Here is an 11956-nt window from a genome sequence, read left to right as displayed (position 1 = left end):
GGGCCGCATGGGGCACGGATCTCGCGCGGGCAGCGTCAGCGCATCGCCCTCGCCCGCGCCCTGTTCGGCAATCCCGCGCTCATCGTGCTCGACGAACCGAACACCGGCCTCGACGCGGACGGCGAAATGGCGCTGTTCAATGTCCTTCGCCTTTTGAAGGAACGAGGCTGCACCGTCATTCTCGTCAGCCACCAGATGAACCTTTTGCGCTCGGCGAACCATGTCGTTTTCATGCTCGATGGCGCCGTCAAGATGTTCGGCACGCGGGACGAGGTGCTCGGCGCGCTGGGCGGCCAGGCCAGACGGATTACCGTGCCGATGCCCAGACGAGACAAGAGCCACGCCAATGCACCGGCAACGCTGAAGGCGGCGGAGTGAGCCATGGACAATCGATTTGGCGACCTGTCGAAAATGCTGGACCTGCTGCTGGCCAGCCTGCGCGACGAAATGAACAGGCTGGTCGGTGCTGCCACAGATCTGGCAGCCGCGACACCGAGTTGGTTCGAAGAGCTGGACCAGCCGATGAAGATCGCCGCGGCGGCGGCCGCGAGCGCGCTGCCTCTGCTGCTGCTCGCCTGGCTCGTCCGGCGGCGGTCGCCTGCGTTCCGCGCCGGCAGGCGCGACCTTAACCGCCGCACGCGGCCAGCGCGCATGCTGGGCTACGTCTCGGCGATCGTCTTTGTCGGCGGTACCGCGGCGTGGTCGAGTATGGCGCTGCTAGCGAGCGCCGTGGTCGCCAATGGCGTCGTCAGCCCCGAAGGCTACCGCAAGACCGTCCAGCACCTGGAGGGCGGCATCATCGGGACAATCCATGTGCGCGAGGGCGACAAGGTCAGCGCCGGCCAGATCCTGATCAGCATGAAGACGACCGATGCTCAAGGGCGCTATGACGAGTTGCAGGGGCGCTACATCCGCTTGCTGGCGACCGAGGCGCGCCTGGTCGCCGAGCTTGCCGGACAAGACCGGATCAGCTTTCCCAGGGAGCTGACGTCGATCGACAGCGAGACGGCGCGGAAGGTGGTGGTCGAGGAGCAGGCGTTGCTCGACAGCCGCCTTGCGACCCGGGAGGGGCGCGAGCAGATCCTCAGCAAGCGCATAGCACAGATTGAAGAACAGAGCACGGGATGGAGGGACGTGATCGCCGCCCAGGCCGAGCAGCTCGGCTTGATCGACCAGGAGATCGTTTCGGCGCAGGCAATGTACAAACAGGGGCTGGAGCGCCTGCCGCGGATACTGGCGCTGCAGCGCGCCCAGGCCGATATCCGGGCGAACCAGGCATCGAACCGGTCGCAGGTCGCGGGCAACGACCAGCAGATCGGCGAGACCAAGCTGCAGTTGCTCAATCTGCGCCAGCAGGACAGCGAGAGAGCCAATGTAGATCTTGCCAAGGTGCGCGGCGACCTCGCCGAACTGCGCAGCCTTTTGCCCTCACGCCAGGATGTGCTGGCCAGGACCGATATCGTCGCGCCGATTTCCGGAACCGTCATGAACCTGCGTGTCAGGACTGAATCCGGCGTGATTTCCGGCGGCCAGCCGCTTCTCGATATCGTACCCAACGAGCCCAATCTGGTCATCGATTCACGTATCAAACCGGCCGATATCGACATGGTGCATCCGGACATGCCGGCACGCGTGGTGCTGTCGGCCTATCCGACCAGGCATCTGCCGCAGATCCACGGCCTGCTCACCTCTGTCTCGGCCGACCGGCTGACGGATGAGAGGACCGGCGAGCCCTATTTCCTCGCCAAGGTCAAGGTCGACGTCGCCGACCTCGGACAGCTGCATGACATCCATCTGTCGCCTGGCATGCCGGCGGAAGTCATGATCCTGACCGGCGAGCATACCCTGCTCGACTATATGCTGGCGCCGGTCCGCGACTCGCTCAATCGCGGGTTCAGGGAGCACTGAACAGGCGATCGAGGGTGCCGATGTTCGGGCGGCTCGTCAAGGCGCCGTTCTGCCTGTCGGCTTTCAGTCGGCATGCTGCGCTCAGCCAGGGACATCCGAGGCAAGGGTAGGCGCGCGGCGACCGATCGCGACCGCATCACTTGACGGCTGCGAGCTTGTCGATCGCGACGGTGAAGCCGGCGAGCGAGACCGGAATGGTCACGGGCTTGCGGGTAACCGGAGCGGTTCATCGTTTCGCGGAAACGTTGAGCCGTTCTATTTCTTGGCTTGCCGCAATCCCGGACGGAAAACCGTTTCACACTTTTCCTGGAGTTGCTCTAAACCGAATTGGCGCGAGACGCCTGGAGGATACCGATAATGACTGACGCCAAGACGCAGACGGCACCGGCCGCGGCCGACATTGGGCTACCGCTGTTCTATTCGAAGCCCGAGGCGCTCAATCCGATACGGCACGGCTCGCTCGGCCTGGCGGCGCGCGCCGACTTCTCCTTCGCCCGCTCCGCGCACGCAATTCCCGTGGCGGCGTCGGAAATGCCGGCGGCGATGCGATCCTACCCGATCGTCTTCATCGGCGCCGCCAAGGCGCCGGTGATCATCACCGGTGTGCGCCAGGACGAGAACCTGTTCGTCGATGCCGACGGCCGCTGGAGCGAGCCGCACTACATTCCGGCCTATGTGCGGCGCTATCCCTTCATCCTCGCCGACGACAGCAAGACGGCCGGCCGGCTGACGCTATGCATCGACCGCGCCAGCGAGCGCATCGTCGACCAGTTGCTGGCGCCGTTCCGCGAGGATGGCGGCAAGATCGCGCCCTTCTTCAACGGCACCGAGCCGACCGAGGCGACCAGGCAGGCTTTGGCCTTCTGCAACCAGTTCCAGACCGACTTCAACGCGACTCGGGCGATGATCGAGAAAATCGAAGCGCACGGCCTGTTCGCGCCGCGCCAGAGCAAGGTGACGCTGGAGGGCGGCGAGGTGCTCAACCTCACCGATTTCCAGGTGATCGACGAGGCCGCCCTCAACAAATTGAGCGACGAGGCCTTCCTCGACCTCAGGAAATCGGGCGCGCTGGGAATGCTCTACTGCCACCTCGCCTCGAGCAACAGCTGGACCTCGCTGGTCTATCAGGCGTCGATACGCAAGGCGCGCAAGTGAAACTCGGTCGCGCCTGAAACCTAGGGCGGTCCAACGCTTCACGGCATCGCTGCATGTGGGCTGGATGCGATAAGGGGCCGGCGACCGCGCCGGGCACGAAGGACTCCGCTCAGGACCGCCATTTCTCTTGGCGATGGCGAGCGTTGCCCGGTCCATCGACGTTCTGTTACAACGCAGGACAGCGTCGATGGAGCAGCAGTTTGGGCCGGCAAAGGAGTGGTCTTGCCCGGTGAGCCGGAAGTCCTGGACGACCGTTCGCCAATCCGCCTGGTGGCAGCCATTCGCCAGTCGGTCGCTGATGGCATCGTCGTCGAGGGCGGCGATCTCGAACCAGCCGACCGAGACCTGCTGCTCGCGGAAGAACTTTCCCTGGGCAATGTCGTACCGGCGCGCCGCCGCGAGTTTCGCGCCGGGCGCATTTATGCCCGGCAGGCTTTGCAGGGCCTTGGCGTATCCAACAGCGTCATCCCGGTCGGGCGCAATCGTGCGCCAGTCTGGCCGGCAGGTGTTGTCGGTTCCATCTCTCATACTCGAAGCCTGTGCGCTGTCGCCGTCGGATGGTCGGCCGATTTCCTGAGCATCGGTATCGACATCGAGGACGATTCTCCGCTTCCATGCGACTTGGCAAAACTGGTGTCGCAGGCCCCCGAACTGGAGGAGCAGGAAGAGATCGAAAGTCGCCTGGGCTACGACCTGCCCAAGCTTCTATTCGTGATCAAGGAAGCCTTTTACAAAATGCATTTCCCGCTCAACGGGAGCTTTTTGACGTTTCATGACGTTCGTGTCGAACTGAATGTGGAGAAACGCGCCGCCAAGGTCACGATCGCTCCATCAAGCCGCTTGGCGGCGGCCGACAATGGCTGTTTTGAGGGCCGTTTCGGCAGCAGCGATGGAATCTTATTCTCATATTTCGACATCGCCGCGCATTGACATGCCACGCTGCCCGCAAGCATTCAGTGAACCCGGCATGGGCTCTATTTCTGATCAGCGTCGATCCCGGGGCGGAGATCTGATGGACACTATACGTGGCCAAGTGGATCGGCATGCCAGATACAATTCGCTAGCGGCGGCTGTTCAGGCCGCGGGGCGCCCGCCCCTCACCGATCAGGGGTTGGGGCGCAAGATCCGACATGTCCGCGAAAGCTGGCGCTGGCGGGCGTCGGGCTAACCGATCGCGTCGCGCTTGAATGCCCGAGGGAGCGGAGGCTGTGGTTGCGATCGTGGCGGTCGCAGCCAATGCGGCGTGCGCCCCCCCTGAACCCGGCATTGCCTCCATATGAAGTTGAACAACAGCTGACCGCACCGCGGGCCCAGATCCCAACGCGCGAACCCGCGTCGCCACAGCATCGCGGGTGATCGGCCCCCCTCTCAAGCAGGAGAGCCCGCCTGTGCCGGTAAGGTCGAACAGTCCGCCTGCGACCTCATCCCCGCCGGTGCTCTGTAATTCTCGTACGGCCAGGCGAGAACCACGCCTCCAGCACAGGCAAGGCTCCTCGAGGGTCGCAGCGGCCGCACATGAAGAGGTCGAGGGCTGCATAGCCGGTCTCGGGCCAGGTGTGGATGCTGATATGGGACTCGGCGAGCAAGGCGACGCCGGTGATGCCTGCGCCCTCGCCGAAATTGTGCAATATGACGCCCAGCACCGTGGCGCCGCAGGCCGCCGCCGCCTCGCGCAACGTGCGCTCTATCCCCTCGGCATCCCGCAGGCCGCGGCACTCCCAGAAATCGACGAGCAGGTGCAGACCCGGGGCGAACGGCTGGGCCTGCACGGCCTGGGGCTGATCAGTCACCCGGGCATCCATCAGGAGCGCCCCGGTTCTTGCGCGAACAGAACCTGCTTCCAGCTGGTGTCCCTGGTCTGCATGCGCCAGATGAAGGCATCGAGGATGTAGTGGGTGGCTTGGGGCATTGCGAGCAGCGGCGCCAGCCAAATCAGCGCGTCGGAGGAGCCGAGCGACGGCAGGGTACCGAAGAGGCCGAACAGGCTGCCATGCTCGCGCCAGACGAAGCCATCCCACAACCCCTCCTCCAGATAGGCGAGGCCGAAGAGGGCGGCCATGTAGACAGGCACGGCGCGCCAGGTAAACAGATGGGCGATCCATGGCGCCAGGAAGGAACTGCGCCCTCCCTGCAGCCGCGCCTGGTTGCGGCCATAGCCCCAGATCAGCGCGATATAGGGGATGCCGTGGGCGATGATGTTGGTGCCGGTGAAAACGAGGTCGTTGTCAAACAGCACGATGCCGATGAACCAGGACATCGCGGTGCCGACCAGCAACAAATTGCGCGGCAGGTTGAAACCGATGCCGCGGCGGAGCAGCGCCGCCTCCTTGATGACGTAGGCGGCCAGGATGGCGGCATAGGCGAGGCCGGCGACGGTGGCAAGCAGCGGCAGGTCGAGGCGGATGAAATCGCCTTCGATGAACCAGGAGAATTCCCGCTGGTGGCAATGCCAGTAGATGAGCGGATAGAGCGTGGCGCCGTAGATCGCAGCCTTGTCGATGCGGCGGAAGAGCGGTGGCAGGCCGCGTTCCCGGCGGGCATAGATCATCATGAACCCGTATTGCTGGCGCACGAAGTGGAACACGGCGGCATAGGCGAGCACGCGCCAGAACACCAGGCTGCCGCACCAGTAAAGCAGGCAGCCTCCCAGCCAGGCCAGCAGCGGCGTCAAGCCATAGAGCCAGGGCCGCGCGCTGAGCTCGGCGCGGTCGAGATAGGTGCGGAACAGGGTCGAATAGACATGGGCCACGTCGACGCCGACCACCAGCACCAGCCAGACCCACGGCGACGTCTCGCTTGCCGCGCCGCCCGACAGCGACCAGACCAGGGCGGCCAGCGTCACCACCAGCGCCGGCGCCAGGATGAAGCCGAGGTCGAAGCGGGCGGAGAATATCCAGGGTTGGGCTTTGAGGAAGGAATGCGCCATCACAGCACCGTCTCGAAAGGATGGCCCAAATAGGCCATGGCGTTCTCGGCCGCACGAACCCCGTGCGTATAGGCCTCCTCGAAGATGGAGACGCCGCTCATGTCCGAATGGGCGGTGAAGACAGGCGGCTTCTGCACGAGACCCGCGCGCCGCTGCGCGCCCCAGATGAAGCCCGGCACCGGCCGGATCATCGCATGCCCCCAAACCCAGACATCGACCCGCCGGACGTGGCCTTCGAGCTCGGGATGGACCGCGAGGAGCTCCTTGAGGAAGATGCCCTGCCAGGCGTGCAGCGGCCGCGCCAGAGCTTCCCGGCGCGCCTCCTCCGGCGGCAGGTGACTAAGCGGCCAGTAGTAGGTCAACACCGTGTTCGTCGGGCGCATCTGGGTGATCTGGTGGCCACGACATAGCCGAGCAGGGGGCTGTCGAAGACGACATTGTCCCAACTCAGGCCGGCCCCCGTGCCGCCGGGGAGGCTGTCGAGCGTGATGTTGGCCACCGCCCAGGGCGCATAGGAAAAGCCGGCGGCAAGGGCCGCATGCTTCATCAGCCGTGCAGTCACGAAATGAGGTGTCGCCAGCACCACGGCCTTCGCCTCGACGCGGAAGGTCTTGTCCTCGGCCGCGTCCCAGACGTCGACAGCCGCGCCCGCATCATCTGTTTCGACGGCAAAGGCCAGCGTCCGCGACCGCACGCGCGGGCCAAGGACCTCGGCGAGGCGGTGCGTGAGATAGCCATTGCCTTCCGGCCAGGTGACCAGCCCCTGCTCGTCGGCATCGGCCGCCCTGCCGTTGCGGGAGGCAAAATAATGGATGCCGGCCCAGGCCGAGACGTCCTGCGACCGCGTGCCGTAGTCGTCGCGGCAGCAATAGTCGACATACCAGGCGAGCCCCGGCGAGCGATAGCCTTCGCGCTCCATCCAGGCCGTCATGGCAATGGCGTCGAGTGCCATCAGATCGGCGTCCTGCGAACTCAGGTCGAGCGGAATGGCGAAAGCCCGCCGGCCGTCGGTGCCGACGCGCCGGCGAAAGTCGCGCATCGTAGCGAAGAAGCGCTTGGTCTCCGCCTCCTCCTCGTCAGTGAGACCTATCGCCGGCACCAGCCCGTCCTGCCAGCGCCCGTAGCGGTAGAGGCGCTCGGAAGGGTCGGCGCAGAGGGCATACTCGTCGTAGAGCGGCGCGCCCGTGGGGCCGTACCCGGTGATGATGGCGAAGTCCTCGAACAGTGCCCGCACCGCCCTGGCTTCCTGGGTGAGCAACGGCACGTAGTGAGCGCCCCAGGGAAAGGCACTGACCTCGTTGCGCCCGCTGGCGGCATTGCCGCCGGGAGTTGCTTCGAGATCGAGCAGCAGGAAATCGTCATAGCCGGCCCTGGCAAGGCGATAACCGGCGCCCAGGCCCGCGACGCCGCCGCCGACGATGACGACATCGGTGCGGCGGATCTCGCCCGGCGCTGCGAAGGTGCCGCCTCGCAGCCTGTGGCCGATGGAGGAGGAGGCGCCGACGAGTTCACCGGGCACCGGGCCGCTCTCCCCGCCGCTGGACAACGCCCTTCCTACCAGCCCGGAACCGGCAAGGCCAAGCGAGGCGGCTCCAAGCGCCAGGAACTGCTTGCGGGTGATCCGGCTCATGGCTTGGCCATCGTTCGCGAAACCGACCGCCCGGTAGGCATCTTCGGATGCGTCACGTTCAAAGACGGTCGTTCCTTGCCGGTCTGAAGGCCGGCACTCCGGCTTTCAATAAATGAGGTAATCGCCCCACTCCTCGTCGAAATAGCGCACCAGCGGCTGGTCATCGAGCCGCTGGATGGCGGTGGCGACATGCGCCATGTCGGGCGGGAACTGGAACATCGCCTTCATGGTCGGCAGGTCGAGGAAGCGCAGCCCCTCGGGCAGGTGCTCTGGCACCCGATAGGGCGAGAAGGATCCGATGATGAAACCCCACTCGCCGAAGGACGGCACGAAGAGATGATAGGCGGCGGTCTGGTAACCAGCGGCCGCCAGCGTGTTGTCGACACACCAGAAGGATTTGCGCGCGATGAGTGGCGAAGTGCTCTGGATCACCACGATGCCGTCATCGTTCAGCGCCGATTTCAGCTGGCGGTAGAAGGTGAGCGAGTACAGCTTGCCGATCGAGAAGTTGGAAGGGTCCGGCAGGTCGATGATCACGGCGTCGAAGCGCGCATCGGCCGGCTTCTGTTCCCGCAGCCAGAGAAAGGCGTCGGCATTGATGAGTTTCAACTTGGGCGAGGACAGGGCGCCGCCATTGAGTGCCCTCATCAACTCGTTGCTGGAGAACAGGCGCGTCATGGCCGGGTCGAGATCGACCATGGTCACCGCCTCGACTGCCGGATATTTCAATACCTCTCGCAGCGCCAGGCCGTCGCCGCCGCCGATGATCAGCACCTTGCGTGGCGCCTTGAGCGCGCTCATCGCCGGATGCACCAGCGCCTCGTGGTAGCGGTATTCGTCCAGTGACGAGAATTGCAGGTTCGAATTGAGGAAGAGGCGGATGTCGCGCTGCTGGCGGGTGACCACGATGCGTTGGTAGGGCGTGGATTCGGCGAAGATCACCGTGCCCGGATAGATGCTCGCCTCCGAGATCGACTGGATGCGTTCCGACGAAATGAAGCCGGCTCCGAGCAGTGCCAGCACGGTGAAGGCCGCAGCCCTGTGCGCGCCCCGCCGGGGTATCATGCCGGCCTTGTTGGCATAGAGCATCCAGATCGCCACCATGGTGTTGAGGATGCCGAACAGGAAGGCGGAGCGGATCAGACCGAGATGCGGCACCAGCACCAGCGGGAAGAGCAGCGAGGCAAACAGCGCGCCGACATAGTCGAAGGTGAAGACTTTGGAGACCAGGTCCTTGAAGGCGAGCCGCCCCTCCAGGATGCGCAGCAGCAGGGGAATTTCGACGCCGACCAGGATGCCGATCACACCGACCAGAAAATAGAGCCAGAGGCGGAAGGAGGCGACCTGGTCGAACAAGATGAAAAGCACCGCGGCCGAGGAACCGCCAATCGCCCCGACCATAAGCTCGATACGGACGAAATAGGCGAGCAGGTTGCGTTCGATATAGCGCGAGAGCCACGACCCGACGCCCATGGCGAAAAGATAGGCGCCAATGATGGTGGAGAACTGCGTGACGGAGTCGCCGAGCAGGTAGCTCGCCAGCGTGCCGGCGATCAATTCGTAGACAAGCCCGCAGGTCGCGATGACGAATGCCGAAAAGAGGAGCAGGATTTCCACGAAAGCGCCTTACGCCAACTCGCCGCAGGATCGCCTGTCAGCCGTGAATGGCCGAGGCAATGATAAGTGCGATGCCGATCGCGACGGAGCCCAGGAAGATCGCCAGGGCCAGGTTCTGCTTCTCGCAGATTTCTTTCCAGACCTGCACCTTGGGGGTCAGCAGATCAAGCAGTAGGAAGGCGACGACGAAGACGACGAGGCCCAAGCCCGAATAGACCAAAGAGGCAACGACGAATTTCAATTCGATCAGGCCGGTCGCATCCATTGAAGCCTCCTATTTGTGATATGCGTTGACGTCGCGGTTGGCAGTCTGCTTGCCGTTGAACATCGCGGTCACGGCATAGCCGTTGAAGTTGGCCGCCGACATGCCGAGCACAACCAGCGTGGCATAGATCATGTGCAGCTTGCTCATGTCTTTCTCCTTCGCATCACTCGGCAACGCCACCCTTTTCCCAGCGCGATTTCTCAAACATCATTCGCCTGATCAAGCTGATCGCCGGCACGGCCAGCAACAGCGCCATGGCAATCAGGTAGTTCGACCAAACCGGCACGTCGTATTTAATGGTGATGGTGACGGGCTGCGCCGGCAAGGGCGCCGAGGACGAAAGCAATGATGACGGCTTGGAGAACAGGCCGGCATCGGGCTCGATCAGCAATTTGTAGGTGCCGGGCGGAACCGGAGGCAACAGCGAAGTCTCGCTATTGCCTCCCTCTTCCCAGCGACCATCGGAATCAGTTCCGCTGTAGTGCTCGAGTGACTGAAATACCGAGTAGCTCTGATTGGTGTCGATGTTGACCAGCGCCATGTCGAGCTCGAGCCAGTCATTGCTGAGGTAGGAGGTGGTCTCGATCTCGATATTGCCGCTCCTGTTCAGCCGGAACGTTCCGGACGACAGGGTCTTGTTCTTGTCGGCGGCGGTCAGATTGTAGGTTTGTGAATTGACGAGCGCGTTTGCCGAGATCGCCAGCAAAGTGCCCTGCAGCATCGTGGCGGCAACCACTGCCAGGGCGACGATCGTGAATGACGGCTTGTACGGATTGACCTGGCTGACGCCGGCTGAGGAGGACGAAGGCACGCGCAGCGGCAGCTTGAAGGCGGCGGCGACGAGGCGCGCATCGAGATACTCGCCCTCGGAGACGATGATCTCCTCGTCGTTCCTCTCCACCATCAGCCGGTAGGGCGGCGCGATATAGTCGGTTACCGCGGTGACGTCCGAGGTCGATGCCCGCCAGAAGAACTCGCCGGCAACGTAGGTGGTGCGGGCAAAGCCCCTGCCGAAGAATTGGTAGCTGCGTCCATTCGCATCGATCCAGCCCTCCCTGCCCGCGCCCGGCACGTCGCGGTTGAGCATCTTCACCAGGGTCCAGTGGTCGTATTCCTCGGCCAGGAAGCGATAGCCGTGGTAAGGGTTGAACAGCAGGTGCTCGGTCCACCGAAAATCGCCAGGCCCGTCGCTGCGCCGCATATAGCCGACGACTTCCCATTCGATATCCTTGAGCCGGGCACGCGCACCGATCGGGATATCGGACTGCTGCATGGCAGATTGTGCCGCCTCTATGATACGCAGATTCTCGTCAGCGACATCGATCACTGATGAACACTGGCTGCAGGTGGCGGTGATCGACTGGCCGGCCGCGCGCAGCGTAACCGCTCCACCGCAGTTCGGGCAGGCGAAGTTGCGCGGCCTGCCGGGCGCGCGCGGCGGCGGCGCCGGCTCGGCGGACGGCAGGATCGAAGGCTGGTCGCTCACCATCCCTCCAGCGGCCGCAAATTGGTAAAGCGGAAGGCGTCCCACTCCACATAGCGGCCGACATAGGCATGGGCCTCGCGCCCATCATGATCGAGCGTGGCGAACTCGCCTTGCCTGCCGATGCAGTCGATCGCGACCGTCCGGCGGCCCTTGGGCGCGGCGAAGGGCAGTTCGCCCTCCGACCCCAGGCAGGTCGCCAGCTTGATGTCGACCGCGCGCAGCGTGGTGCCGCCGAGTTGCACGGCAAAGCCGGGCCTTGCCTCGGCGGCGGGCTTGCCGCTTGTCAGCAACCCGTGACAGTGGTCAAGCGTCACCTCGACGTCGCGCGGCAGAGGCCCCTCCAGTTCGAAACTGATGGAGAAAGACCCTTGCGCCTCGCCGATCCAGCCGCGCCGGCCGTCTGCCGTCAGCAGGTGCCATTCGTTCCACAACCCGTCGCGCCAGCCAATCTTCAGCCGCCCGATGAGCGTGAAGGGCTGCTGCTCGAAATAGCCGCCGCTGCCCAGTTGCAACGGGCTCATGTCGTCCGGCAGGGCGGCCATCACCCCGATCAATTTGACGTCGACATCCGTGCGCACCACCATGGACTGGCAATAGGCGCAGACGGCATAGACCGATTGCGCCGACCGGAAGGTGACATCCGCGCCGCAGGACGGGCAGTCGAACTTGCGCATGAAAACCCTGAGTTGGATGCGCCGGACCTCTTGGCACCGGCAGGGCTGGGGAAACGGAGCCCGCCTGCGGGCTCACTTGATTCGGGACAGCAGCTCGGCCTTCTTGGCATCGAATTCCTGCTGCGTCAGAATTCCCTTGGCAAGCAGGCTGCCGAGCTTTTCGAGAAGCTGGATCGGGTCCTCGGCCGGTTGGGCCGGCGCCGCCTGGACCTGCGATGCCGAAGCCGCGGCGTTGCCGAAACCCTGTGTCATGGCCTGGCCGATCGCAAGTCCTGCCCCAAGGCCGGCCCCCGCC

14 protein-coding genes are annotated in these 11956 nt (G+C 64.3%); 4 read left to right on the top strand and 10 right to left on the bottom strand.

All coding sequences use genetic code 11. The features are described 5' to 3' along the window. The 4 genes from EN781_RS12005 to EN781_RS11985 form a co-directional block, all read left to right on the top strand. The coding region (locus EN781_RS12005) for an ATP-binding cassette domain-containing protein (RefSeq protein ID WP_127400016.1) at nt 1-378 on the top strand (378 nt) is incomplete at its 5' end. A 3-nt stretch (nt 379-381) separates the two neighbouring features. Further along, a complete protein-coding gene (locus EN781_RS12000) occupies nt 382-1908 on the top strand; it encodes an HlyD family type I secretion periplasmic adaptor subunit (protein ID WP_126056146.1) in 1527 nt (508 codons plus the stop codon). Between the two features lie 357 nt (nt 1909-2265). Further along, nucleotides 2266-3063, top strand: coding sequence for a SapC family protein (locus EN781_RS11990; RefSeq protein ID WP_126056147.1), 798 nt, complete (start codon nt 2266-2268; stop codon nt 3061-3063). 222 nt (nt 3064-3285) lie between these two features. Further along, complete coding sequence (locus EN781_RS11985) at nt 3286-3993, top strand: 4'-phosphopantetheinyl transferase superfamily protein (RefSeq protein ID WP_189347501.1); 708 nt, start codon at nt 3286-3288, stop codon at nt 3991-3993. Between the two features lie 491 nt (nt 3994-4484). On the opposite strand, the gene speD is transcribed toward EN781_RS11985, so the two are convergent. The 10 genes from speD to EN781_RS11945 form a co-directional block, all read right to left on the bottom strand. Further along, nucleotides 4485-4853, bottom strand: a complete 369-nt coding sequence (gene speD / locus EN781_RS11980) for an adenosylmethionine decarboxylase (protein WP_245455564.1) — start codon at nt 4851-4853, stop codon at nt 4485-4487. 11 nt (nt 4854-4864) lie between these two features. Continuing rightward, nucleotides 4865-5989, bottom strand: coding sequence for a hypothetical protein (locus tag EN781_RS11975; RefSeq protein ID WP_189347499.1), 1125 nt, complete (start codon nt 5987-5989; stop codon nt 4865-4867). After that, complete coding sequence (locus tag EN781_RS34770) at nt 5989-6372, bottom strand: hypothetical protein (RefSeq protein WP_210211288.1); 384 nt, start codon at nt 6370-6372, stop codon at nt 5989-5991. The genes EN781_RS11975 and EN781_RS34770 overlap by 1 nt, the downstream gene beginning before the upstream one ends. Continuing rightward, nucleotides 6348-7619 carry an FAD-dependent oxidoreductase gene (locus tag EN781_RS11970; RefSeq protein ID WP_210211289.1) on the bottom strand — a complete coding sequence of 424 codons (1272 nt, stop codon included), beginning with the start codon at nt 7617-7619 and terminating at the stop codon, nt 6348-6350. The genes EN781_RS34770 and EN781_RS11970 overlap by 25 nt, the downstream gene beginning before the upstream one ends. Before the next feature lie 105 nt (nt 7620-7724). Then, on the bottom strand, nt 7725-9236 hold the full coding sequence (locus tag EN781_RS11965; protein WP_126056150.1) for a polyamine aminopropyltransferase: 1512 nt from the start codon (nt 9234-9236) through the stop codon (nt 7725-7727). 37 nt (nt 9237-9273) lie between these two features. Then, nucleotides 9274-9501: a DUF350 domain-containing protein gene (locus tag EN781_RS11960; protein WP_126056151.1), complete on the bottom strand. Its 228-nt coding sequence runs from the start codon at nt 9499-9501 to the stop codon at nt 9274-9276. 9 nt (nt 9502-9510) lie between these two features. Next, nucleotides 9511-9648, bottom strand: a complete 138-nt coding sequence (locus EN781_RS34275; protein ID WP_189347497.1) for a hypothetical protein — start codon at nt 9646-9648, stop codon at nt 9511-9513. A 16-nt stretch (nt 9649-9664) separates the two neighbouring features. Continuing rightward, nucleotides 9665-10987: a DUF4178 domain-containing protein gene (locus tag EN781_RS11955; protein WP_189347496.1), complete on the bottom strand. Its 1323-nt coding sequence runs from the start codon at nt 10985-10987 to the stop codon at nt 9665-9667. Further along, entirely contained in the window at nt 10984-11661 is a 678-nt protein-coding gene (locus EN781_RS11950) for a DUF4178 domain-containing protein (protein ID WP_126056153.1), read from the bottom strand. The genes EN781_RS11955 and EN781_RS11950 overlap by 4 nt, the downstream gene beginning before the upstream one ends. 72 nt (nt 11662-11733) lie before the next feature. Further along, the coding region (locus tag EN781_RS11945; protein WP_145965485.1) for an SHOCT domain-containing protein at nt 11734-11956 on the bottom strand (223 nt) is incomplete at its 5' end.

Source organism: Mesorhizobium sp. M4A.F.Ca.ET.090.04.2.1 (genome assembly GCF_003999085.1).
Classification (GTDB): Bacteria; Pseudomonadota; Alphaproteobacteria; order Rhizobiales; family Rhizobiaceae; genus Mesorhizobium.
The sequence above is the reverse complement of the archived record's forward strand: the minus strand, read 5'-3'. Positions and strand labels throughout refer to the sequence as shown.